Here is a 24,532-nt window from a genome sequence, read left to right on the forward strand (position 1 = left end):
GAAGTGGGCCGGTTACTGTGGGTCTGGATCGTTCTCCGGGTCCGGTTCGTACGCGTCGCCGACGCGCACGTCGAGCGCGGCGGGAAGCACGCGGAGATCGAGCCACTGGTGGGTCACGACCTCGCCGTCGCGGCTGAAGGTGATCGGCTCGTCGTCGCTCTCGATGTGCAACTCGCTCGCACGGAACTGGGTGACGCCGTCGGTCCCCTCGCCGAGCAGGCGGTGGATCGCCACCTCGACTGCCAGCCCCGACGCCGGCATCTGCTCGACGACGACGACGTCGAAGTGGCCGTCCTCCATGTCGGCCTGCCCGCCCTCCTCGACGAACTTCCGGGCGTTGCCGACGAGGACGCAGGTGGCTTCCCCCGCCCACGACCGCGTCGGCGACTCGACGCGCACGTCGAGCCCGTCGAACGCCATCGTCTCACGGGCGCCCGCGAGGAGGAACGCGAGGGTTCCGAATCGTTCCTTCAACTCGTCGGAGGTCGCCGTGCTCGCGTCGGCCGGGAGCCCGGCGATACACGAGACGAGGAACGGTTCGGCGACCTCGTCATCGCTCTCGTCCCCGTCGGCGGGATCCTCGCGATCCGTGGCGTCGTCCCCCTCGGTGACGCCCACGTCGAGCGTGCGGACCTCACCGGTGTCCGACAGCTCGATCCCGTGGTCCAGCGAGTCGATGCCGAGCCTGCCGGCGAGGAGGTTCGCCGTGCCGGCCGGGAGCACCGCGAGCGTCACGTCGCCGAGGGCGTCCGCGCGGTACAGTCCCCGGAGCGCGTCGTTGATCGTACCGTCGCCGCCGCAGACGGCGAGCGTCGAGACGCCGGTTTCACCGGCTTCCCGGGCTAACTCGACCGTATGGGCGGCGTCTTCCGTCTCGGTGACGGCGAAGCCGCGCGCCTCCATGGCCTGGCGGACGTGCTCGGCGTGGTCGCCCGTGCCGCTGTGGGGGTTAACGAGACAGCGACGCGACCCGATCTGCATGCCCGAGGAAACGCCGGCGGCGCACTTCAACCCGGCGCGTCCGTGGTCCGCCACGACCGGGCGGCTCGTCGCACGGGTGGTCCGAGTAGGGATCGTTTTGAGCCGAGGCAGTCCGAGTCGGAACGGTTTGAACCGGGGCAATCCGAGTCGGCGGAACCGGCCGGCGGAGGTACGGTTAAGTCCGTCCGAGGGAGTTGTTCGTCACATGAGCGACGAGACTGCCGCGAGCGTCGGCGACGACGTGCTCGATCGGATGCTCCGGGGCGGGCTCCCGCGAGGACAGGCGACGCTGGTGCGCGGTGGCCCGGGGACCGGGAAGTCGACGCTGGCTATGCAGTTCCTCGACGACGGCGTGCGGGCCGGAGAGGAGTGCCTATACGTGACGACCGAGCAGACGCTCGACGACGTGGCGGACTCCTTCGCGGCGTTCCCGTTCGCCCTCGACGACGACTGCCTCGACGTGCTCTCGCTGCACGCGACGCCGGGGACGACGCTCGAACACCCCGACGGCGCGGGCGACGTGATGACGCTCCAGCGACTCGACGACGACGCAGCCATCGGCGGGGACTTCTCGTTCGGGGAGTACACTCAGGAGCTGACGGCGGCGTCGCTCCGCGAGGAGTTCCGCCGCTACGCCGACTACGACCGCGTCGTCCTCGATTCCGCTAACGGCCTCGCCGGGTTCACCGACAGCCGGACGTACCGGCGGATCCTGCTCGACGTGATCGCGACCCTCACCGACGAGGGCGACGCGACGGTGCTGTTCACGGCCGAACGAGGCGGCGACAGCGGGGAGTCCGTCGGCGACCTGCTCCAGTACGCCGTTCACGGCGTCCTCTCGTTGTCGCGCGAGCGCATCCGCGACGACAGCCACCGCTTCATCGAGATCACCAAGCTGCGCGGCGTCGACCACGACACCCGGAAGCTCGAGCTTCATATCGACGACGAGCGCGGCGCCCGCGCGGTGCCCGGCCGGCGGAGCCAGCCGCCGGCGGTGAAGACCCACGGGCACCGACCGGTCGGAGTCGACGGGTTCGACGACCTCGTCGGCGGCGGGGTCGTCGCCGGCGCGGGTGTCCTCTTCGAACACGACGGGACGGCGAACGTCTCGACGTTCCTGGGGTCGTTCCTCGACGCCGCGCTCGCCCGCGGCGACCGGCTCGCGGTCGTCCCGACCATCCACCTCCGCCCGCACGGGCTGGAGACGATCCTCTCGGGGTTCGGCCACGACGCCGACGAACTGCTCGCCGACGGCCGGCTCCATGTCGTCGACCTGATCGGCACGTGGGACGCCGACCGCGACGGCGTCCACGCGCCCGACACGGCCGACGGCGTCCGCGACGCGTTCGATTCGATCCGGCCCGGCGACGACGAGACGGTGCTCACGTCGATCGTGAACGCCGACGCGTACGTGAACGCGCTCTCGCCCGCGGAGGCCCGCGAACTGCGCTACTACGAGGAGTCGCACCTGGTCCGTCCGACGGACACACTCGTGCACGTGCACAACCCGGGAATCGCGGCCGACGAGGTGTCGGCGTTCCTCGAGAACACCGCCGAGCAGGTGATCGAGACGTGGCTCTCCGACGGCGGGCTCCAGTACGTCCACCTCCGGAAGTCGCCGTGCGGCTTCGTCGGCACGACCTCGCTGGTCGAGTACCTGAACGAGGAACCGTACGTCGCGGTCCAGGGGCCGCCGAGCGATCGAGAGAACCCGATGGCCGAGGAGCCGTATCCGGAAGCGTACCCGTCCGGGAAGTAGCCGAGGAGCGGAGCCGAGAACGTTGACGGCCGCACGGAAGCGACAGCGGCGCGCCGGTTCGTGGTCAGTCGGCGCGCTCGAACACCCGCACGGTGTCGTCCCCGAGCGCCTCGACGGCCGTCTGCGTGAATCCGCGCGACTCGAACACCGACCCCCAGTCGTGGCGGTACAGCGGGAGGCCGTCGTCGACCTCCACGATGCCGCCGCCGCCGTCGCCCTCCAGCTCGACGGTCACGAGCGCGTCGCCGGCGACGCGCGCGATCTCGTCGAACGTTGTGGACATCTCCGTGGGGTGAACGTGCTGGAGCGTCTCGACCGAGTAGATCGCGTCGAACGCCTCGTCCTCGAACGTCGGGAGCACGTCGGCGATGGCGCCGGCGTGGAACGACCCGGCGTCGGCGAGGTCGGGGTACTCCTCGCGGAGCACGTCGAACGAGTTGGGGTTGATGTCGACGCCGCCGAGGTCGGTGAACCCGTCCTCGTGGAGATGTGCGAGATGTCGGCCGGAGCCGCAGCCGAGTTCCAGCACGCGCGCGTCGCGGCCGACGGCGCCGCCGAGGCGGTCGGCGACGACCTCGCTCACCTCGTTCGGGCCGTAGTGCGCGTAGTACCGCGGGGAGAACTCCCCAGTGCGGTCCGCCCAGGCGTCGCGGAGGTCGTTTGCGTTCATATCGTCGAATGGGGACGACCACGGAGAACCCTTCCGACTGGCGGCGTAGTCGGAACTCGGCATCAACACGCCGACTCGGTCGCCACACGGGACCGGACAACGCCTATGCGCCTCGGGCGCCAATCGCCGCCGTGTCACGGATCACCCGCATCCTCGTCGCCGCCGCGGTGCTCCCGCACGAGGCGGCCCACGCCGCCGTCGCGCGCCTGTTCGGCCTCGACGTCGAGATCGAGGTGCTGCCGGCGTGGGCCGGCCCCGGGCGCCCGCTCGGGCGATTCGACGCGCCCGTCTCTCGGGAGACGCCCACGGCGGTCGTCCGGGCGGTCGCGCTGGCGCCCGTGGCGTACGTCGGCGTGGCCGCGGCCCTCGACGCCCTCCTTCCGGGCGGGTCCGGGGTTCGCTATCTCGCGATCGCGCCGCTGGCGTACTGGGCGGCGCTGTCGAGCGGCGACCTCGCGGTCGCCGCCGACCCGGAGACGGTCCGCGAGCGCGGACACTTTCTCGTGGCCGACGAGGGGTGGAGCGGTCCGACCGCGGACGCGCTGACCGTGCTCACGACGGGCGCCGTGGCTGGACTGCTCATCGCGTGACCCGCATCCTCCGACGGTCCCCGCCCTCGAACGGAACCGATTAGCCGCGCGCATCCGTCGCCACGGACGTGCCACTGCTCCGTCGCGCCGGCGCCGCCGTCGCCGCGGCCCTCGCCGGCGCGGGCGTCATCGACGAGTCGCGCCTGCGCGCGACGACGGACCTGGCGTGGCCCCGGATCGTCACCGGCTTCGCCATCATGTCGAAGCGGACGGTCGACCTCGCGCTGGTCGGCCTCGTCATCGGCCCGACGGCCGTCGCCGGGCTGACGCTCGCGAACGCGTTCTGGATGGCCGCGAAGTTCGTCGCGATCGGGCTGGCCGGCGGAACGGTTTCGCTCGTCTCGCAGAACTACGGCGGCGGCGACGACGAGCGCGCCGCCGCGGTCGTCCGCCTCAGCGTCCTGATCGCGGCGGCGCTCGCGGTGCCGGCGGTCGCGGGGTTCGGCCTCGCGGCCGAGCCGCTCGTCGGCCTGCTCGGCGGAGACCGGACGGCGATCGGCTACGGCGCGACGTATCTCGCGGTGGTCGCGCCCGGCCTCCTGTTCGAGTTTCTGAACCTGATCGCCAGCCGGACGTACGCCGGCGTCAGCGACACCGTCACGCCGATGGTCGTCCGCGCGGGCGGCGCCGTCGCCAACATCGCGCTGTCGGCGACGTTCGTCCTCGGCTTCGATATGGGCGTCGCCGGCGCCGCGCTGGGGACCGCGCTGGCGACGGGGCTCGTGACGGTCGTGTTCGCGTGGGGGATGACCGGCCGGAGCTACCTCCGCGGGCGCGGCGCCAGCCCCGTCCCGCTGCGCGTCCGCGGGTCACCCCACGACCGCGAACTCCTGGGACAGATCGCCAGCGTGTCCGCGCCGCTGGTCGCCCGCCGCGCCGCGCAGGGACTCGTCGTGTTCCCGCTGCTGGCGATCGCGGCGACGTTCGGCCCGGTCGCCGTCGCCGCCGTCGGCGTCGGCCGGCAGGTGCGCGCGCTCCTCGGGAGCTTCTCGTGGGGCTTCTCCATCGCCGCCTCGACCCTGGTCGGACAGGAACTCGGCCGCGGCGACGAGGCCGAGGCCGAGGCGTACGGCCGCGGGATCACCCGGCTGTCGCTGCTCGTGTACCTCGTCGCCGCCGCGGTCGTCGTCGCCGCGGCCGAGCCGATCGCGGCCGTCTTCGTCGACGACCCCGCGAACCTGGCGCTGTCGGCCGATTTCGTCCGCGTCGCGGCGATCTCGGTGGTCGCGCTCGGCGTCGACGGCTCGATCACGGGCACGCTGCGCGGCGCCGGCGACACCCGCGTCCCGTTCGTCGCGACGCTGGCGGGCGCGTACCTCGCGGCGCTGCCGCTTGCGTGGATCGGGACGGTGATCCCCGCGCTCGGGGTCGGCGGCCTGCTCCTCTCGTTGCTTGCCGAGACGGCGGTGCCCTTGGTGGTGAACACCCGCCGGTTCCGCTCGAACCGGTGGAAGGCCGTCAGCCGGGAGTATCGCCCGAGCGCGGGCGACTGAGCGGCTCAACGGGACGCCGGCGAGGTCCCGGTTGCCGCCGCCCTGCCGAGCCGGGTCGAGTCGGCCGCACCACCCACCCTTATACTCGCCCGCGGCACCTCCCAGCTATGCGAGTCACGGTACTGGGCGCGGGGACGATGGGCGCCGGGATCGCGCAGGCGGCCGCGACTGCCGGCCACAGCGTCGCGCTGCGGGACGTGGAGGAGTCGTACGTCGAGGACGGTATCGCCAGCGTCGACGACACGCTCTCGGAAGGCGTCGAGCGCGGGAAGGTGGAGCCGGCCGCGCGCGAGGCCGCCCTCGATCGAATTACGGGTACCACAGATCTCGCGGCGGCGACCGAGGGAGCCGACCTCGTGATCGAGGCGGTGCCCGAGGACGTGGACCTGAAGAAGGAGGTGCTCGGCGAGGCCGAGACCCACGTCGGGGCCGACGCGGTGCTGGCGTCGAACACGTCCGCGCTGTCGGTGACGGAGTTAGCGAGCGCGCTCGACCGGCCCGAGCGACTGCTGGGTCTCCACTTCTTCAACCCGGTCCACCTGATGGGGCTGGTCGAGGTCGTCGTCGCCGAGCGGACCGACGAGGCGTCGCTGGAGACCGCCCGCGGATTCGTCGAGTCGCTGGACAAGACCGCCGTCGGGGTGCGCGACTCGCCGGGGTTCGCCTCCTCGCGGCTCGGCGTCGCGCTCGGCGCCGAGGCGATCCGGATGCACGAGGGAGGCGTCGCGAGCGCCGCCGACATCGATGCGGCGATGGAGTTGGGGTACAACCACCCGATGGGACCGCTGAAGCTGACGGACGTGGTCGGGCTGGACGTGCGCCTAGACGTGTTGGAGTACCTGCGCGAGGAGCTGGGCGAGCGCTTCCGCCCGCCGCAGGCGCTCAAGCGGAAGGTTCGGGCCGGCAAGCTGGGGAAGAAGACCGGCGAGGGGTTCTACGTGTGGGAGGACGGCGAGGCGGTCCGGCCGGCGGATGAGGCGGGTGAGGAACGATGACCTGCGGCGTCGGCGCCGATCCCGAGACCGTCGCCGCCGACTGCGAGTTCGTCGACTGCGCGGTCGGCGACCGCGCCGACGGCCTCGCCACGGTCACGCTCTCGCGGCCGGACGCGCGAAACGCCCTGAACGCACAGCTTCGCGAGGAGCTGAAGCGTGTCCTCGACGCCGTCGAGCGCGAGGAAAGCGACGTTCGGGTCGTCGTGCTCACCGGCGCCGACGAGGCGAAGGCCTTCGTCGCCGGCGCGGACGTGACCGAGTTGCGCGAGCGCGATATGGTCGAGCAGCGACGCGCGAGCGAGCGCCCGCGGGTGTACGAGCGCGTCGCCGATCTCCGGCAGCCGGTGATCGCCCGAATCAACGGCCACGCCCTCGGCGGGGGCTGCGAACTCGCACAGGCGTGCGACGTACGAATCGCCCACGAGCGCGCGAAGCTGGGTCAGCCGGAGATCAACCTGGGGCTCATTCCCGGCGGCGGCGGTACCCAGCGGCTCGTCAGACTGGTCGGCGAAGGACAGGCGATGAAGCTGATCTGCTCGGGGGAGCTGATCGATGCGGACGAGGCGGCCGATATCGGCCTCGTCGACGAGGTCCACGGCGACGATGACTTCGACGACCGCGTGTACGATCTCGCGGCGTCGATGGCCGACAAGAGCCCCGTCGCGCTGGAGCACGCCAAGAAGGCGGTACGAGCCGCCTCGCGGATGGGGCTCGACGGGGGGCTCGACTACGAGTCGGAGCTGTTCGTCGGGCTGTTCGCGACCACGGACAAGGACGAGGGGATCGACGCGTTCCTCGAGGGCCGCGAGCCCGAGTGGGAGGGTCGATAGGGGAGCGGAGGAAGAAGAAGCGGCCCCGGAACCGGCTCAGTACCGGGCCGCCGCGTCGACGATGGCGACCGTCTGGCCGACGCCGACGAGCGCGAGGCCGGCCAGCCGGACCGACGCGTCGATGGGAGCACCGGCAGCGAGCGCGGCGAGGTAGGCGACGGCGCCCGCGAGCGAGAGCGTCGCGGCCGCGTAGTTGACCGTTCGTGCGGTTCCCCGGGACTCACGACCCGTGTACCACAGCGCGGGAACGGGGAGGAGCGTCCAGCCGACGACCGACACCGCGACCAGCGGCGACGACGCGGGGTCGGTCGCCGTAAGCAGTCCCACGGTGCCCGCGAGCGTGACGGGGATCCCGGCGAGGATCACGAGCCGCCACGCCCGGAGAACGCCCGCGGCCATGTCGTCCCACGAGAGGCCGACGAACGCGACGAGCAGCACGTCCATCACCAGATGGGCGATCAGCACCGGCCGGTCGGCGACGAGTCCGAGGTGGGCGGCGACGGTGAATCCCCACGCGAGCGGGACGAGCCCGGCGGGCGCGGTCTCGCGGGTGCGCCGGAGCACGGCTACGGCGTTCCGGCCGCGTCGTCCGCGTCGGTTGCCGTGCCGTCGACGCGGACCCACTCCTCCAGCGTGAAGCGATCGTACTCGGCTGACTCGACGAGCTCCCAGTCGGCTTCGTCCCACTCCGGGTAGGCGGTGTCGCCGTCGTACTCGCCGTGGACACGGCTGAGCGCCATCCGATCGACGCGCGGCTGGAACAGCTCGTAGATCGCCCCGCCGCCGATCACGTAGCCGGTGTCGACCCCGAGCGATTCGACGATCGCGATCGCCTCGTCCAGGTCGGCGGCGACGTGTACTGTGTCGGCGTCGACAGCGTCGACACTGCGCGAGAGGACGATCTGTGCCGACCCGGGGAGGTCGTCCAGCATCGACTCGAACGTCCGTCGGCCGAGGATCACCGGGTCGTTCGCGATCCGGTCGCGGTACTGTCGTTTGTCCTCGGGGATGGAGGGCCACGGGAGTTCGCCGTCGTCGCCGATGACGCCGTTGTCCGCGACCGCGGCCACGGACACGAGTTCGACCATACGGTGAGCACGTGGTCCCCGAGCATACCGTTTTTCCCGCGACGTGGCGGGCGAGCGCCGCGACGCTGTCGCGGTCGCTGTCGCTGATCGACCTGACCTCCATCGAACCGCGCTGCTTTGCCCCCACTGCTCCACCACGGTTATGTACTCGCGGCGGCCGCGTTCACTCGATATGCAGATCGGAGTCGTCGGCGTCGGGGGAGGCGGCACCGCGCTTACGGACGCGCTGCTGGCGGACGACGCGGGGCGCGCCGCGGACTACCTCGTCGGCGCGGTCGCGATCGACACCGACGCGGGCGCGCTCGCGGCGCTCGATCGGGTCGCCGAGGACGATCGGCACCTGCTCGGGGCCGTCCACACGGAGGGGGCGGGAACCGCCGGCGACACGGAGCTGGCCGCCGAGATCGCTCGCGAGGAGCGGCCGGAACTCCAGGCGGCGGCCGATTCGCTCCCCGTCGGACAAATGGACGCCGCGCTGGTGTGCACCGCGGTCGGCGGTGGCACCGGCGCCGGCGTCGCCCCGGCGGTCGTCGACCTGCTCGGTCAGGTGACGAGCACGCCGGTGTACGCGCTCGGGGTCCTCCCGGGCGTCGCCGAGGTCGGCGGGGACGGCGACGCCGCCGACGCGACGACCGACGGGCCGAAGCGGTCGTCCGCCGCCGGCGCCGGTAGCGACGCCGGGAGCGGGGACGTGGACGAGGTCGCCGCCGGGGACGATGGCGACCGCGACCGACCGGATCGACCTGACGGACCGGATCGCCCGCTCGCGTCGAACGCGGCGGGCGCGGTGCGCGCGCTCTCGGCCGCGAGCGACGATCTCCTGCTCGCCGACCTCGACGTCTGGCGCGCCAGCGGCGGCACGTACGCCGACGTGTGGCCGCAGCTGGACGCCGTCGTCGCCGGACGGCTCGGCTCGCTGTTGGCCGCCGGCGAGACGGCCGACCCGATACCGGAGCGCGTCCTCGACGCCAGCGAGCTGACGAACACCCTCGGCGCCGGCGGCGTCACCGCGCTCGGTTCCGCGGCGACCGCGGTGGAGAACGGTCGTCGCGAGGGACTCGTGGGCGGTCTGCTCGACCGAATCGGCGGCGCCGACGGGCCCACCGTCGACGAGGGCGAGGCGGTGTCGGTCGCGACGAACGCCGCCCGGAAGGCTATCTCTCACCACCTCAGCCTCCCGTGTGACCGCACGACTGCGTCGCGCGCGGCGGTCGTGTTTCACGCGCCGCCGGCGTGGCTCAGCCGCCGGGGGCTCGAACGCGCGCGAGGGCTGATCGAGGAGGAGACCGGCGTGCCGGAGATCCGCTGGGGAGATCACCCCGACCCGACCGCCGAGGAGTTCCGCGTCACGGTGCTGCTGTCCGGGATCTCGACCGCCGACCGGCTCGCCGCGCTCAGCGACGCTGTCGACCCCACGCGGTTGGGGTGATCGGCTCTCGGAGGCTAATCGCCGTCGTCGGACCGCCTATCGCCGCCGAACCGACCCGTTTAGGGCGGTCCCCGCGCGAGCGTTGTGTATGACTACCGACGGGACAGACGGGATCGACGACTCCCCCGGCGGGGACGACGAGCCGACCGTCCCCATCGTCTGCGAGGAGTGTGACACCCGGACGCGCGTGCCGCTGTCGGACCTCGCGGACCAACTCGAGCGGCACAACGAGACGAGACACGACGGCGAGGACGTCGCCGGGGTCGAGCCCGCGCTCGCCGACCGGATCGCCGATCTGGTCGCCGAGGACATGGGGCTGCTGGACGGGGAGTAGCGCGACGCAATCGCCGAAAAGACACCCGGTTGAACGGCACCCGGTCGATCAGTCGTCCGCGGCCAGCTGCGACTGGAGGTGGGCGCCGATCTGCTCGACCTCTGATTCGAACGTCTCGAGGTCGTACTCCTGCGCGTGGATCATGCCGCTGTACCGGGGCGTGTAACCGGCCAGGAACGACAGCTCCGCCAACTCCTCGTCAGTCGCGCCGTGCAGCTTGGCCGCCTCGCGGTGGAAGTGAATGCAGTACGGGCACTTCAGGTTCGCGGCGACCGCGAGGTTGATCAGCTCCTTGTACTTGGCCGGGATCGTCGTCTCCCCCAGCGCCATCCGTTTGAACGTCGGCCACTCGTCCACCAAGTCGTCCCGGTTCAGATCCCCGAAGAACCCCGGAACCATGCCGAGGGTCTCCTCGATTTCGGTCACCGTGTCGTCGTACGCGTCCGCCGTCGATGTGGTCGCCATGTCTGTATCCCTCCGGTGACGGTATCCGTCCGCCACGCGTGATTCACGACGGTTCGGCCGGACTTTGTTATGAACACGGGCGGATGAGGTACGAGCGATCGCTCGAGAGAGTACGGTGCCACGTGGATCGAGTACTGTCTGATGTCCAACATCAGTTCGGCGGTGAACGCGTTTCCGAGGTCTGTCGACAGACAACACGTGACCGCGAGTAATTTCTTGATTCCAGTGGGTTCGATACTGTGTGATCACGGGCGCTCGCCGGTCAATCTGAGCGAGGTCGGATAACGGGTTCCCGTAGCGCCCACGTGTCGGCCGTCGGGGTGAGGGAACTGGGCTCCGAGCCGCGGGTCGTCAGGATCCCCGCGTGATACAGCATGGTCTTCAGTTGGAACACCGTCGGCGCGTGATACACGTTCCCGTCGGTCAGTTCCTCTCGCTGTAGCTCGCCGTCCGCGTCCAACACGCGACTCCGAACCTCGTCGTCGCCGCGCACGAACAGCTCGACGGTGAACGACGGATGCAGTTCGTGGAGGTACTCCACGAACTGTGGGAGCGTCGGATCGGCGACCCCGTCCTCGTGGAGCCGCTGGAGTTCCTCGACGAGCAGTTGCGTCGCCGGATACGCGAAGACGACGCGTCGGGTGAGCAGCCCCCACTTCGGTGCGAGATCACAGAACCGGGCCCGCGATCGCTTCCACTCCTCGAACGCGGCCAACGCGGCGTCGACGGAGCCGTACTCGCCGAGCGCGAACCTGACGACCTCCCTTCCCAGCGGCGTCAGTCGCACGCGATCGGGTCGGTCGTCCACGAGGTTCAGAAACGCGGCGCCGGTGCGCGCGCCGTCGACGGCCCGAACGACGTGCTCCGAAAGCACGCGTTCCGCCTCGTCTGGATGATACACGGCGAGGGGATACGCGAGGTAGTTCTTCGGGTGATTGAGGCTGAAGGACTTGTCGGCGACGCCCTGCGCGCTCGCTTGAAACCGGATCGCGGAGGTCTCGCTGGTCGTCCGGTTGCCGACGACGCGTGGCACCTCGACCGCGTCGACAGTCCCGTCGATGTCGACGCCGAGGACCCCGACGTTGAGTTCGCGTGCGAGCGTCCGAACCGATTGGCCGATCGATTTCCTGGGCGCCGCGACGTACACCGCGTTCGCCTCGTTGAGTCGGTCGTACGCCTGCACGACCCCCCGTTCGACGTCGACGCTGCCGCGGTCGTCGTATCCCTTGGCCTCGACGGCGACGAGCGGCGGGTCCTCGCCCAGCCGGTCGACGGCGAGGAGCTCGGAATCGAGGACGCGGACGCCGACCAGGTCCGGGTAGCCCGACCCGACGCGGACGTGGTTGAACGGCGCGAGCAGGTCCCTGACGCTCGGATCGATGGCCTCGTCGGCGAGCCACCGATCCGCGGCGAACTGCGTGTCGACGACGGCGTATCCGTCGTCGGCGTCCCCCGGGAAGAGCCGGCGCTTCGTGTGCGCGAGGACGTGCGGCTCGGTCAACGAGCGCGCCGCGCTAGCCATGCGGCCCGAGTTTTGACGGCGGGAACATGAAGATTCGGCTCAGCGGTAGCCTCTGGTCGGGCGAGTACCCGACTCGATGAGCGTGAACTAGCGCATCTCCGTTTCGAAGTCTATAGACGCTCCGGGTCATCCGCGAAAGCTGAGTAATCGGAGGCCGTTCAGCGAGACGAGCACCGTCGAGCCCTCGTGACCAACCACTGCAAGCGGCAGCGGAATCCCTCGGAGGAGGATCGTACCGACCATGAGCGCGATCGCACCGAACGCGATGGCGAGATTGACGGTGAGCGTCCGGCGGGTCTTGCGACCGAGACCGAGGACGTAGGGGATCTTGCTGAGATCGTCACCCATCAATACCACGTCGGCGGTGTCGAGCGCGACATCAGTTCCGGCGCCGCCCATCGCGATCCCGAGGGTCGCGGTCGCCAGCGCCGGCGCGTCGTTGATCCCGTCGCCGACCATCGCCACGTTCTCGTGTCGGTCGACCAGCTCCTCGATGGTCGCCACCTTCTCCTCGGGCAGCAGTTCCGCCTGCACTTCGTCGATACCGACCTCGTCGGCGATCCGCTGTGCGACACGCTCGTTGTCGCCCGTCAGCATGACGATGTGCTCCACGCCGAGTTCGCGGAGATCCTCGATCATCTCGGCAGCCCCGGGGCGAACCGTGTCGGTGAACGCGAGCCACCCCAACACGGTGACGCCGTCGCCGTCCTCCCGGGCGACGATGACGCTCGTTTTCCCCTCCGATTCTAGCGTTTGGAGCCTGTCAAGGCCAGGTTCGAGCCCCTCGATCGCTGCGTCTCCGAGGACGGTCCCGAAGTAACTCCGATTTCCGATGTGGACGGTGCCGGCGTCGACATCGGCGCGGACGCCTTTCCCCGCAACTGACTGAAACCGCTGTGCGTCGGGAACATCGAGTGACTGGTCTTCGGCTGCCGCCACAGTCGCACGGGCGAGGTGGTGCTCCGAGCGGGCCTGCACCGCGGCCGCGAGCGAGAGCAGGCCATCGTCGGTCAGCGATTCGGCTGTCGTCTCGCGGACGAAGACGTCGGTCAACTGCGTGTCGCCCTGCGTGAGCGTTCCTGTCTTGTCGAACGCGACCGCGTCGATATTCGCTGCCGCCTCGACGTGCTCGCCGCCCTTGAACAGGACGCCCTGCCTGCCGCCCGAGGCGATCGCCGAAAGCACCGCCGCTGGCGTCGAGATAATGACCGCACACGGCGATGCCGCGACCATGAGCGTCATGGCACGGTAGAACGTGCCGGTGAACTCGCTCCCGAGCGCGAGCGGGATCGCGATCGCCGCGGTCGTGAGCGCGAACACGCCGAGGACGTACGGTTGTTCGAGGCGGTCGATGAGCCGCTGTGTCGGCGCCTTCTCGCTTTGGGCGTGCTCGACCATATTGATGAGGCGGCTGATCGCCGATTCGTGGGCCTGCCGAGTCACTTCGATCTCGAGGCTCCCGCTCTCGTTGATCGTTCCGCCGAACACCTCGTCGCCGGAACCCTTCGGTACGGGCACGGACTCGCCGGTGAGCGAGGCCTGGTCGACCGTCCCCTCGCCGGACGTGACGACGCCGTCTAATGGAATGTTGTCTCCGGGTCGGACGACGAACACGTCGCCGACGGCGACGTCATCGATGGGGACGGTGACTTCCTCCCCGTCGCGGAGCACCTGGGCTTCGTCCGGCCGCATCTCGACGAGGGACTTGATCGCCCGGCGCGAACGCCCGATCGCGTAGTGTTGGAGCGTATTCGACAACGAGAACAGGAACAGAAGCATCGCGCCCTCGAACGGTGCCCCGATCGAGAGGGCACCGAGCGCCGCAACGATCATCAGGAGGTCGATGTCGACAGCGCCGTGGCGAAGCGTCTCGACGGCACCTGTGAGTCCGTACCAGCCGCCGAAGGCGTAGGCGACGCCGTAGCCGATCCACATGAGGAGTGGCGGACCGTCGAGCCAACCCGTCGCAAGACCGGTCACCATTCCGAGCAGCGTCAGCCCGACGAACACCGCTTCCCGCCCGAGTTCCGAACGAGTGCTCACGTCGTCCGTTGCCGTGTCGGGGTCGTCCTGGATCGAGACGTTTCTGTCGCGGACCGCGTCTCGAATCGTCTCCTCGGAGGTGACGCGTTCGTCGTAGGTGATCCGAACAGTCCCCCGTCGGAACGAGACGGCAACCTCGTGGACTCCGGCGATGTTCCGGAGGTGTCGTTCGAGTGCCCGCGCTCCCGCTTCCCCACGACCGCCTCGTCGTTCAATTCGGACAGTACACGTAGCTAACGAGTGCGATTCAGGTATGGCCACGTTCTCGTTATGTGTGATCTGTTCGGATCTTCCGCGTTAGGAACGCCAACGAGTATTCGTATTCTCGCCGTGTGCGGGTCATGCGATGACCGTCACCGGAATCCGTGCTCGACGGGTGACTCTCTCTGCAACACTTCCGAGGAGCGTCCGGTCGATTCCTGAGCGACCGTGGCTACCCAAAACGATCTGATCGATGCCGTGGTCGTCCACGTATTCGAGGATCGCTCGTGCCGGTTTGCCGACTTCTGTGACCGTATTGAGGTCGATATCGTGGGTAGCCGCGAGATCCGTGGCCACCGTGTGGATGCTCGTCGCGCGTTCTCGGGCATCGTCGTACCAGTCTTTGGCGACCGGGATGCCGCCAGCCTCGACGTCGATAACCGAGTCGATCGGGTTGATGACGTACAACGAGGTGATGGTCGCGTCCGGGAAGTTCTCGATAGCGTATGTGAGCGCACGCTCGGAAAGCGGAGAGCCGTCGAAGGCGACGAGAACGTTGTCGGGCATGGGAGAACGGTTTGGCCAAGTTGACATGAGTGTACTGCTCTGCGTACGCGCGTTTACTCCGTGTTTTTGCGACCAGAACCGCATGACTGCGAGTGGACGAAAGTTGTGACCGACGGAGTTCCGCAGAATACGCTGTCCCCGGAGATCCCTCCAACGCCGCATTCGGCAGCGAGAGACATGCTACCGCGAATGAGGTTGCCACCGGAACGAGTGGAACACGACTGGGCGCTGCGGTCTCCGGTTCGACTAGCGAACGAATCGACCGTTGAGTGGCCTTGTTGGAATTCGTAGAATATCAATGGCGGAACAAGTATAACCGTCCAGCGACCCTCCGTGTTGAGTGATCGCATGGATATCACAGAGATCCTCTCCGACCAGTTCATGGAGTTCGACATCGGCACACCGCTCTCGAAGGTTGCCGGGACGTTCGAGAATCAAGAACTCGACGCCGTCATCGTGACGGACGGCGACGAGTATCGCGGTGTCGTTAGTCGCCGACAGCTGGCGTCCTCGTCCAACCAGCCGTCTGCGAAGGTCGGCTCGCAAGCACAGCACGTTCCGACTGTCGAGCGCACCGAGGACGTCCGCGAGGTCGCGCGACTCATGATCGGCAGCGACGCCAAAACGCTCCCCGTACTCAACGACGACCGTGTCGTCGGCGTGGTAACCGGCGATGCCGTCCTCGAGGCAGTGCGTCCCTTCCTCGACGCAGTGACCGTCGAGGACGCCTACACGGAGGAGTTGATCAGTGCGACGTCCGAAACCACGATCGGGAAAGCGCTCAATCTGCTTCGAGAAGGCGGGATCGCCCATCTCCCCGTCGTCGACGAGGGCGACCTCGTGGGAATGTTGAGCCTGTACGACGTCATCGATTTCACGACCCGGGGGGGCACGAAGAGCCAGGGCGGTTCGTCGAGCGACTTCGGTAGCCGCGGCGGTGGCGGGCAGAACCGTGGCGGGTTCGGCGCGCGCGAGGGCGATGCCGACCGGATGCTCGACCTGCCAGTGCGGGACCTGATGTCCGATGCGGTCGTGACGGTCGAGCGGAGCGCGCCGCTCGACGAGGTCGTCGAGACGATGTTCGAGCAGGAGATCTCCTCGCTCGTCGTCACGGCCGACGACACCGCCGATCCGATCGGTATCGTCACGAAGACGGACGTCATCGAGGCGCTCACCTGGGAGCGCGATGACCGGAACGCAGTGCAGGTGTTCGGGATCGACCTGCTGGAGGGGATGGACTACGACGGCGTCTCCGATCTGATCGAGGGCATGACCTCGAAGTACGGCGAGATGAGCGTGATCAAGGCCAGCATCGAACTGCAAGAGCACAAAGAGCAGAGACGGGGTGTGCCGGTGGTGCTCGCACGAATTCGGCTGACCACCGACCGCGGCTACTTCACGGCCGATGGGGAGGGATACGGCGCCTCTCACGCCCTTCGAATCGCCGCAAACGCGGTCGAACGCCAACTCCTCAAAGGGAAGACCTACGGCCACTCGATGAAGCGTGTGGACACTGACGAGCAGGCACAACTCTATGGCTGGTGGCTTGGGGGGTGATCGGATCGATATCTCCATCCGGACGAGTACTCGTTGCCGGCTAGCATACTCGTTACCTGGAAAAGAGTGGTCAGGGTATTCCCCGTTATTGTCCATACTGAGCTAGGAATTTATCAAATTCCCCGGTGATCGGGACTCCAATGGCGGAACATACTCGAACACTGGATTTCAAGATCGCCTTCGCGATCGGCCTCGGCACGATGATCGCGGCGGGGATCTTCTCGCTGTCCGGAGCCGCTGTCGCGATGATCGGGTCCAGTGCCGTCATCGGGTTCGTCATCGCCGCGGTCGTCGCGGGCATCACCGCCGCCAGTTACTCCGAGTTCGCCTCGATCTACTCGGAGAACGGCGGAGGATACCTCTTCAACTCTCGAACGTTCGAGGACAGGCGGCTGCTGACCTACGGGGTTGGGATGTCACTGTTCCTCGGGTACACCGGCACTACCGCCTTCTACCTCGCGACGATGGACGAGTGGTTCGTCCGGTTCATCATCCCCGAGTCGTTGCAGTGGCTCCCACACGGAACCGTCGCTGTGGTGACAGCGGTTCTCCTCGGCGTGTTGAACGGCCGCGGTACCGAGGAGTCGGGGATCTTTCAGCTGTTCGTGACGGGCGCGAAGGTGGCCGTTTTACTCGCCTTCATCGCCGGTGCGTTCGCCTTCCGCGGACCAGCCACGGCAACGGCCAACTTCGCGGGTCAGTTCCAGGCCGACGCCGTCGGAATCATCACGGTTGCCGCGCTGGCGTTCATCACGTTCTTCGGCTTCTCGGCGATCGCGGCCAGTGCCGGCGAGATCATCGAGCCCCGCAAGACCGTCCCGCGAGCTATTGCCGCCAGCATCGTCACTGTCACCGTCCTCTACGCGCTCGTCATCGTCGCGATGACGAACTCGACAGTGCCCCCGGAAATCGTCGCCGAGGAGGGTGAAACGGCGATGGGCCTGGTCGCCGAGGGATTCCTCGGGCCCGCCGGGCGGTCGCTGATCGTCGCCGGCGCGGTGTTCTCGATGGTGTCGGCCTCGAACGCGTCGATACTGGCCGCGACAGGGATCGGGTCACTGATGGGACGACGCGGGCAGGCTCCTCGCCCCTTCACGCGCATCCACCCGGAATACGGAACGCCGATCTGGAGCGTCACGACCGTGATCGCAACGATCGTGGCGATGATCGTCTTTTTCATCGCTCTGTTCCCCGCGGAGGGCGCCCCACTCGGGCTGGATCTCGGGTTGACGGCATTGACCGGGTTCGCGACGCTGAACCTCCTGTTGCCGCTGTCGGTGGTGAACGGCGCGCTGATCGTCCACCGCCGGAAGTTCCCCGACATGGAACGTGGCTTCAGCGTCCCCGGCGTCCCGGCCGTTCCCATCCTGGGTATCCTCGCGAACCTCGCGCTCATCATCAATCTGCCAGTCGATGGGATCGTCACCGGAGTCGTGCTTGTAACCGTACTCGTGGTTGCGTACCTCGCATGGGGCGGAGCACCCGAGATCGAGGACCTGTTCCGGGAGGCCGTGCCGGCCGAGCAAGCCGAACCCATACCGGCAGGCGAGGCTGCCAGTGGAGTCGACGGAACGCAGACACATGAGGATGTATCCGAGACGGGTGAAGAGCCCGAAACAGCGCACTTCCGCGTGCTGGTTCCGATCGCGCGACCCGATCGCGCGCCGCGCTACGTCCGGTTGGCCGCGGCCCTCGCAGGGGGCCGCGAGAAGGAACCGTTCGTGCAGGTGGTCAACGTCACCGAGCTTCCGGACCAGACACCACACGAGATGGTCGCCGAGAGTGCCCAGAGACGGGCCGACCGTATCGCCGATCACCTCGCTGAGGAGGACTTGGCCGTCGAGTACTCCGTCGAGGGCCACACCTCGAGGAACGTCGCGTTCGACATCGTTCAGACCGCCCGGAACGATGAGGTAGACCTCATCCTGATGGGCTATCCCGAGGAGCGTCCGGAACTCACCCAAGCGGTGGAGTACAAGGCGCCGTGTGACGTGGTGTTCGCGTCGGGCTTTGGGAGCACAGCGATCCCGCCGATCAAACAGGTGACTGTGGGCGCAGGAGGGGGACCGCACCACCGGGGATCGCTTACGATGGTGCGCGCGCTCGTCGCTCAAGGAGCTGATGTCCAGATCGTCTCGGTTACGTCGAGTAGTGACGAAACCGCCGAGGATCCAACCGAGACCGCCGCTGCATTCGAAGAGTTCGAGGTCGACGTCACGGAGATCGAGGCGCCCACGATAGCCGACGGACTGGTCGAGGCGGCCACGGTCGAGGGCGGCGTGCTCGTGATCGGTGCGTCTCGGGATCGACGCCTCAGCCAGTGGGTGTTCGGCAGTACGCCCGATCGCGTGGTCGAACACGCCGAAGCGAGCAACGTTCCAGTCCTCGTTTACGCGACGTCCGGGGGTATTACCGGACGCATTGAGGACTATTTGTTCCCGGTCTACCGCTACCTGCGTGCACGCCTGAGCCGGGGCGACACAGCCCCGACTGGTAACCCAGCGTCAGAACAAGGTAGATGATTCCGGCCCTCCGCAAACCCCTTGATCGGTGTTGGGTTTCAGCGACCGTGCTGCATACAGTCTCTCAGCACCTCTATTCAGCAGATTATCTCTGAAAACAATTTGTTAGAGCGACCAGCTTCTGATGCATATCGGGCACGTTTCGATCACCCGTCCCACGACGTCAGGGGAGGAATGGGATCGATAGCGACAGGTAACATCCACATCGATACTCCACTTCGCGTCGGTTAGTCCGGTTGATCCACACGTGGAAGAGCGATGACGGGGAGATCCGCGTCAGTGACCAGTTTTAGCGAAATATCACCGGACAAGAACTGCATGAGCCGGTTTCCGCCACGAGATCGATAGGCGATCGCGGTGGCCCCGACCTCCTCGGCGGCTTCAAATATTTTTCCAGCAACGTCTCGCCCATAGGCGGTATGGCCGTCAGCGTCAGGGAACACTCTGCGAACGGCTGCATACGATTCTTCTGCCAACTCTTCCGATTGTTCGACGGGCGTTTTATCCGGAACTCCGCCCCCTTTCTCGACGACGTGAAGGGCAGTTACGTTCTCGGGGCTATACGGTTCGAGAGCGGTCGCCGTCGCCAGCGCGTCTTCCTCGTGAGCAACCGGGAGAAGAACATGCGCGAGCAGCTCCTGAGAGACCGTGTCACTTTCTCTCGTCATATTGCCCACTACGGACCCTTGAGTTAAGAATATGTATCCGACTGGGAGATCGGAGTGAGGGGTCTATTCGTTTGCAGTATGAGAACAGAGGTCACTACGGGATTTTGATCGATTCTGGGCGGATCCCCGGCTTACACGTATAATTATCGGACGGATATTCCTGAAACAGTATCGACCCGACGAGCAGCACGTCGAAGTACGGCATCGCCCCGAGACAGGAACTCCAAGCAAGAACCAGGGTGACGGCGAACGGCTGATCGCCCTCTCCGACGACATCTGTGACCTCCTCGACGACTGGGTCGATACTCAGCGTCGCGACGCCAGGGACGGATATGGCCGTGAAGCACTATTGATGACTGCCCCGGGTCGGCCCTGCAAGTCGACCTTCCGAGTCTCCGTCTACGAGTGGACACAGCCCTTCCGATACGGTACAGAATGTCCCCATAACCGCGACCCGGATCGCTGCGAGGCGACTGACCGCGACCACCGCTCGACGTGTCCGTCGTCGGTCAGTCCCCACGTGATTCGTCGCGGGAGTATCACGCATCGTCTGAACAACGATATGCCCGACAAGGTCGTCGGTGACAGGGCGAACGTCAGTCAGGAAGTGATCGATACTCAACTCGATTTGGGGATCGTTACCGTAGCAAGGGGGCTCGCAATGCCATTTTCCCACCTGCCCACCTCAATCAGTCTATAACAAAGCCGCTACAGACTCGACTGAATCAGTGGATGGTGACGTACAAGCAGGCCCCGTATCACCCCACAACCGATACCAGCACGAGCGAACCACCCCCGACTACGGAGGCCCAGGTTGCGAACCGAGTCCACACACTCGATTGAATGTGCGTATCGAACACTACTCCCGAAAGTGCGTTCGCCGCGTCAGCAGCCGACCTGAATGAAGCCCCGTACTTGCGGACGCTCGTTGAGGACACCTCCGACGCGATTCTCACCCTCGACACCGACAGCACCATCGTCTTCGCGAATTCGGCTGTCGAGCGTCTCCTCGGCTACCAACCCGAGGAACTGGTCGGACAGTCGAACATGCAACTCATTCCCGAACGGTTACGCGACCGGCACTTCACGGGATTCAGTCAGTATCTCGATACCGGTGAACGCACCATCGACTGGGACGGCATGGAACTGCCCGCCCTCCACAAGGACGGTCACGAAATCCCTGTCTCGATCTCGTTCCATGAACACGAGTTCGCCGGTCGACGCCTGTTCACCGGTATCCTCCGCGATATCTCCGACCGGAAACAACGCGAACACGAACTCCGACGGGAACGGAACCTCGTCGACCAACTGCTAGACATCAGTCCCGTCGGCCTCGTGATCCTCGACAGGGACGGCGAAATCGTGCGTGCGAACGACCGGGCGGCGACCATCTACGGCACGTCACAGAGCGTGCTCCGCTCGCAAACGGCCGACAGACTGTGCGACGCGGTCACCGACGACTCCGCCGATTCCGGCCCGGGCGCCGACCACCCGTTCGCCCGCGTCTTCGCCACCGGCGACCCCGTCCACGACTGGGAGTGTGCCCTCGACCGCCCCGACCGTACCCGGAGCTATCTCTCGCTCAGCGTCGCTCCCGTTCTCACAGACGCCGGAAAAATCGAAGCAGTCATCGCCGCCGTCGAGGACATCACCGACCGCAAGGAGCGCGAACAGGCGTTGCGCCACCAGCGAAACTCCCTCGAACGGGTCCGCAAAGTCACCGACAGCCTCCGCGCCATCAACCCGCTGCTCACGCAAGCGACGACCCGCGAGGAACTCCAGCAGTCGGTCTGTGACCGGTTGGCGAGTTCGGAAGCCTACACGTTCGCGTGGATCGGTGACTACGTTACCGACGATCACACCATCGACCCCCACACGTGGGCAGGCATCGAGGACGACTATCTCTCCGAGGTCGACATCACTGCCGCGACCGACCCCGAGAACGGACACGGGCCGACGAGCCGGGCTATCCGGACCCGGTCGGTACAGGCCGTCCAGGACATCCTTCACGATCCGTCGTTCGAGCCGTGGCGCGAGCAGGCCCTCGAACGGGGGTATCGAGCGGTAGCCGCCGTCCCGCTCGTCTACGGCGGGACTCTCTACGGGGTACTCGATGTGTACTCTGACCGACCGTTCGCGTTCGACGACTACGAACAGGCACTCCTCGAAAACCTCGGTGAACGCATCGGCCACGCCATCTACGCCCTCGAGAATCAACGGCTCCTGCACACAGACTCCGTCGTCGAACTCGAATTCCAAAGCACCTCGTCGGAGGCCCTTTTCATCCGGTTGTCCGAAGAGTTGGAGTGCCGGTTCGAACTCGACCGACTGGTTCCCCACTCGGACGGCAGATACACGGGGTACGTTTCGGTTGACGGGGCAGAACCGTCCCGCGTCCGTGACCGGCTCACCAGCACAGCGATCGTCGAAGACGTGCGGGTGATACGGGCAACTGGGTCGCAGGGCGTCATCGAGTGTACGCTCACCGGGGCGTCGCCTGCCCTCACGCTAACCAAGCACGGCGCGAAGGTCACGGCCGCCGTGGTCGAAGACGGGACGGAGACGCTCGTCGGCGAACTCCCGGCGGAGGCGGACACGCGACCCGTCATTGAGCAACTGCTTGCCGAATTTCCCGGCACCGAGTTCGTCTCGAAGCGCACACTCGACCGCTCGGTGAACCCGCTCGCCAAACTGGATGGCGAGACGCTCGATGCCGTCCTGACTGATCGCCAGCAGGAGGTGTTGGAAGCCGCCTACCACGCCGGGTTCTTCGCCTCGCCCCGGGATTCGACGGGCGACGAGATCGCGGCGACACTCGACATCTCCCCACCGACCTTCTATCAACATATCCGTAAAGCCACTGAGAACCTACTGGACGTGATACTCGACGACGCGGCCACGTCTGGATCGCCACCGCCCTAGCCTACTAGCGTCCAAGTGGAAGTCTCCGAATTGTGGACCTAGTAGACTATCCGCCGAGGCTTTGCCCGGATATCTTGTACAGAGAGTTGAACAATGAAAGAACCCCGGTCCCCGTATACAGACCCCCCGACTACCGACTCTGGGTCGTCGAGTACGCCTTTCGAGTTGCTGGCAAATGAACGCCGTCGCTATACACTCCAGTACGTCCGCCAGCAGACGGGCGCTGTCGGACTCGATGAACTTGCCACCGAAATCGTCCACTGGGAACAAGAGGACACCACGGAGGTCGAACACATGAATCACGAGGACCACCACGAGCGTGTCGTGGCGAGCCTCTGTCACGCGCACCTCCCGAAGTTGGCTGACGCGGGCGTACTCGACTACGACGCCGACCGTGGAACGGTCCAGTCTGGGTCCGACGTCCGGTTGGAGACCGTTCTCTCGACGGCGGAGGACTTCGATCTGTCCGACGCCGAGGCACCGCCTGATGCGGTGTTCGACGTCCTCGCTAACGCCCGGCGGCGCACGGTGGTCCGGATGTTGATGACCCACGGCGACGTAGCGCTTCCGGACCTCGCCGACGAGGTCGCGGTCGCCGAGCACGACCGGCCGCTCACCGAGATCGACGGTGACGCGGTCCAACAGGTCTATCTCTCGTTGTACCACACCCACGTCCCGAAGCTCGCTGATGTGGAGTTTGTGGCCTACGATCAGGACACCGATTACGTGGCCTTAGCCGATGTCGGTTGTGCGAGTGCATCTTTCTGAGGGTTTACTGGTTGCTGTGCAGGTCCCGGGGTTGCGAATGGCGGGCGGCGATAGGCAGTGCAGAGTTGTGGTCGGTCGCGGCGTGAGGGGTGTCCTGACGTTTGAGCTCTCCTGTACGGTCTGTCTGTTCGAGCGAGAAGTCAAGTCGTTAGCAGTAGCTTTCGATCTCGAAGCAGAACATCGTGATGAACGGGGGAACGCTCATCTCATTGAGATACTCCGACGTGATCCGTTCGACAAACGAATAGGCGCTGCAGGCTTCTGTTCGAGTATCGAACGATTCCCCTTAGAGGCTGTGAGGCGGTCAAAATCAGCGGATCGGAGATACACCGAAAGACACAGTATTCTGTGTATCCATAGATCCCTGTATGCCCACTATCACCGTCAACGTGGATGACGACCTCAAAGAGCGAATGGAAAACCACCCCGAGATCAACTGGAGTGAAGTCACGCGCCAAGCCATTCAACAGAAGGTCGAGACGCTGGAGGTGATGGACGAACTCACCAGCGAGAGCGACCTCACCGAGAACGACGTCCATGAAATCGCCCAGAAGATCAACGAAAGCGGACGTAGGCGCGTTGACGAGGAATCAGCGTAGACACGGCGAATGAAGCTGGTCATCGACGCCAACGTCGTCATCTCTGCACTCATCGCCGATTCGAAAACGCGGGAACTCATCGTCACGCTCGAACCTGACCTGTTGACACCTGCGTTCGTCCACGACGAAATCGGGAACTACCAAGATCTGATCGTGGAGAAGTCCGGGATGGAATCGGACCGAGTAGCACAGTTCATCGATCTTCTGTTCCAGTATGTCGAAATCGTTCCAGCCGAGGAGTTCTATCCCGCTATCGAGAGAGCAGATGAAGCAATTGGCGACACCGATCCCGACGATGTACTGTATTTGGCGTGTGCGATAGCCTGCGATGCGGCCATCTGGAGTGACGATTCAGATTTCGACGATCAGGATCTAGTTGAGACGTACTCAACGAGTGACGTCATCAACTCGTTCGACACGCTCTGACTCAATGTGCGATTGATTTTCTGAATCAGTATCTGTTTGGCTGTACGCGAACCTCGGAGGGAAGCGCGCTCGTTCGGAATCGTTCGCCTATCGAACGAAATCA

23 protein-coding genes are annotated in these 24,532 nt (G+C 66.5%); 13 read left to right on the plus strand and 10 right to left on the minus strand.

The annotated features are described in order from the left end of the window. Window positions 1-12: 12 nt before the first annotated feature. Window positions 13-981 carry a diacylglycerol/lipid kinase family protein gene (locus ABJD39_RS11745; protein WP_348608790.1) on the minus strand — a complete coding sequence of 323 codons (969 nt, stop codon included), beginning with the start codon at window positions 979-981 and terminating at the stop codon, window positions 13-15. A gap of 205 nt (window positions 982-1,186) precedes the next feature. Between ABJD39_RS11745 and ABJD39_RS11750 the strand changes: the two genes are divergently transcribed. Beyond that, window positions 1,187-2,740, plus strand: coding sequence for an RAD55 family ATPase (locus ABJD39_RS11750; RefSeq protein ID WP_348608793.1), 1,554 nt, complete (start codon window positions 1,187-1,189; stop codon window positions 2,738-2,740). Window positions 2,741-2,804: 64 nt separating this feature from the next. Here ABJD39_RS11750 and ABJD39_RS11755 read toward each other — a convergent pair whose 3' ends face one another. Next, window positions 2,805-3,410, minus strand: coding sequence for a class I SAM-dependent methyltransferase (locus ABJD39_RS11755; protein WP_348608796.1), 606 nt, complete (start codon window positions 3,408-3,410; stop codon window positions 2,805-2,807). 131 nt (window positions 3,411-3,541) lie between these two features. Here ABJD39_RS11755 and ABJD39_RS11760 point away from each other — a divergent pair, with 131 nt between their 5' ends. The 4 genes from ABJD39_RS11760 (at window position 3,542) to ABJD39_RS11775 (ending at window position 7,318) form a co-directional block, all read left to right on the plus strand. Then, complete coding sequence (locus tag ABJD39_RS11760; RefSeq protein WP_348608799.1) at window positions 3,542-4,000, plus strand: hypothetical protein; 459 nt, start codon at window positions 3,542-3,544, stop codon at window positions 3,998-4,000. A gap of 68 nt (window positions 4,001-4,068) precedes the next feature. Then, window positions 4,069-5,493: an MATE family efflux transporter gene (locus tag ABJD39_RS11765; protein WP_348608802.1), complete on the plus strand. Its 1,425-nt coding sequence runs from the start codon at window positions 4,069-4,071 to the stop codon at window positions 5,491-5,493. Between the two features lie 107 nt (window positions 5,494-5,600). Continuing rightward, entirely contained in the window at window positions 5,601-6,488 is an 888-nt protein-coding gene (locus tag ABJD39_RS11770) for a 3-hydroxyacyl-CoA dehydrogenase family protein (protein WP_348608804.1), read from the plus strand. Next, window positions 6,485-7,318 (plus strand): enoyl-CoA hydratase/isomerase family protein, encoded by an 834-nt coding sequence (locus ABJD39_RS11775; protein ID WP_348608806.1) that lies wholly within the window; start codon window positions 6,485-6,487, stop codon window positions 7,316-7,318. Before ABJD39_RS11770 ends, ABJD39_RS11775 begins: the two co-directional genes overlap by 4 nt. A 36-nt stretch (window positions 7,319-7,354) precedes the next feature. Here the strand turns inward: ABJD39_RS11775 and ABJD39_RS11780 are convergent, their stop codons facing one another. Together ABJD39_RS11780 and ABJD39_RS11785 are read right to left on the minus strand one after the other, a co-directional pair. After that, window positions 7,355-7,882, minus strand: a complete 528-nt coding sequence (locus ABJD39_RS11780) for a hypothetical protein (RefSeq protein WP_348608808.1) — start codon at window positions 7,880-7,882, stop codon at window positions 7,355-7,357. Window positions 7,883-7,884: 2 nt separating this feature from the next. Further along, window positions 7,885-8,406 carry a dihydrofolate reductase gene (locus ABJD39_RS11785; protein ID WP_348608811.1) on the minus strand — a complete coding sequence of 174 codons (522 nt, stop codon included), beginning with the start codon at window positions 8,404-8,406 and terminating at the stop codon, window positions 7,885-7,887. A gap of 172 nt (window positions 8,407-8,578) precedes the next feature. On the opposite strand from ABJD39_RS11785, the gene ABJD39_RS11790 reads away from it, so the two are divergent. Both ABJD39_RS11790 and ABJD39_RS11795 read left to right on the plus strand, forming a co-directional pair. Further along, entirely contained in the window at window positions 8,579-9,835 is a 1,257-nt protein-coding gene (locus tag ABJD39_RS11790) for a hypothetical protein (protein ID WP_348608814.1), read from the plus strand. 88 nt (window positions 9,836-9,923) lie between these two features. After that, complete coding sequence (locus tag ABJD39_RS11795) at window positions 9,924-10,169, plus strand: hypothetical protein (protein WP_348608817.1); 246 nt, start codon at window positions 9,924-9,926, stop codon at window positions 10,167-10,169. 48 nt (window positions 10,170-10,217) lie between these two features. On the opposite strand, the gene ABJD39_RS11800 is transcribed toward ABJD39_RS11795, so the two are convergent. The 4 genes from ABJD39_RS11800 to ABJD39_RS11815 form a co-directional block, all read right to left on the minus strand. Then, window positions 10,218-10,634, minus strand: a complete 417-nt coding sequence (locus ABJD39_RS11800; RefSeq protein WP_348608820.1) for a carboxymuconolactone decarboxylase family protein — start codon at window positions 10,632-10,634, stop codon at window positions 10,218-10,220. Window positions 10,635-10,896: 262 nt separating this feature from the next. Then, window positions 10,897-12,156 (minus strand): hypothetical protein, encoded by a 1,260-nt coding sequence (locus tag ABJD39_RS11805; RefSeq protein WP_348608823.1) that lies wholly within the window; start codon window positions 12,154-12,156, stop codon window positions 10,897-10,899. A 126-nt stretch (window positions 12,157-12,282) separates the two neighbouring features. Next, window positions 12,283-14,460, minus strand: a complete 2,178-nt coding sequence (locus ABJD39_RS11810) for a heavy metal translocating P-type ATPase (protein ID WP_348608826.1) — start codon at window positions 14,458-14,460, stop codon at window positions 12,283-12,285. Window positions 14,461-14,538: 78 nt separating this feature from the next. Then, window positions 14,539-14,967 (minus strand): universal stress protein, encoded by a 429-nt coding sequence (locus ABJD39_RS11815; protein ID WP_348608829.1) that lies wholly within the window; start codon window positions 14,965-14,967, stop codon window positions 14,539-14,541. Window positions 14,968-15,315: 348 nt separating this feature from the next. On the opposite strand from ABJD39_RS11815, the gene ABJD39_RS11820 reads away from it, so the two are divergent. Further along, entirely contained in the window at window positions 15,316-16,524 is a 1,209-nt protein-coding gene (locus ABJD39_RS11820) for a CBS domain-containing protein (protein WP_348608832.1), read from the plus strand. Between the two features lie 85 nt (window positions 16,525-16,609). Here ABJD39_RS11820 and ABJD39_RS11825 read toward each other — a convergent pair whose 3' ends face one another. Beyond that, complete coding sequence (locus tag ABJD39_RS11825; protein ID WP_348613733.1) at window positions 16,610-16,825, minus strand: hypothetical protein; 216 nt, start codon at window positions 16,823-16,825, stop codon at window positions 16,610-16,612. Between ABJD39_RS11825 and ABJD39_RS11830 the strand changes: the two genes are divergently transcribed. After that, window positions 16,725-19,046, plus strand: coding sequence for an amino acid permease (locus ABJD39_RS11830; protein WP_348613638.1), 2,322 nt, complete (start codon window positions 16,725-16,727; stop codon window positions 19,044-19,046). The two genes, ABJD39_RS11825 and ABJD39_RS11830, sit on opposite strands and share 101 nt — an antisense overlap. Before the next feature lie 227 nt (window positions 19,047-19,273). Here the strand turns inward: ABJD39_RS11830 and ABJD39_RS11835 are convergent, their stop codons facing one another. Continuing rightward, window positions 19,274-19,714 carry a universal stress protein gene (locus ABJD39_RS11835; protein ID WP_348608835.1) on the minus strand — a complete coding sequence of 147 codons (441 nt, stop codon included), beginning with the start codon at window positions 19,712-19,714 and terminating at the stop codon, window positions 19,274-19,276. A gap of 915 nt (window positions 19,715-20,629) precedes the next feature. On the opposite strand from ABJD39_RS11835, the gene ABJD39_RS11840 reads away from it, so the two are divergent. The 4 genes from ABJD39_RS11840 to ABJD39_RS11855 all read left to right on the plus strand — a co-directional run bounded on the left by ABJD39_RS11840 (window position 20,630) and on the right by ABJD39_RS11855 (window position 24,429). Next, window positions 20,630-22,636, plus strand: coding sequence for a bacterio-opsin activator domain-containing protein (locus ABJD39_RS11840; protein ID WP_348608838.1), 2,007 nt, complete (start codon window positions 20,630-20,632; stop codon window positions 22,634-22,636). Between the two features lie 93 nt (window positions 22,637-22,729). After that, on the plus strand, window positions 22,730-23,404 hold the full coding sequence (locus ABJD39_RS11845) for a DUF7344 domain-containing protein (protein WP_348608840.1): 675 nt from the start codon (window positions 22,730-22,732) through the stop codon (window positions 23,402-23,404). A 368-nt stretch (window positions 23,405-23,772) separates the two neighbouring features. Beyond that, complete coding sequence (locus ABJD39_RS11850) at window positions 23,773-24,003, plus strand: hypothetical protein (RefSeq protein ID WP_277555677.1); 231 nt, start codon at window positions 23,773-23,775, stop codon at window positions 24,001-24,003. Window positions 24,004-24,012: 9 nt separating this feature from the next. After that, a complete protein-coding gene (locus ABJD39_RS11855; RefSeq protein WP_348608842.1) occupies window positions 24,013-24,429 on the plus strand; it encodes a PIN domain-containing protein in 417 nt (138 codons plus the stop codon). The last annotated feature ends 103 nt before the right edge of the window (window positions 24,430-24,532 follow it).

This window comes from Halobaculum rarum, from assembly GCF_040025155.1.
Taxonomy (GTDB): domain Archaea; phylum Halobacteriota; class Halobacteria; order Halobacteriales; family Haloferacaceae; genus Halobaculum; species Halobaculum rarum.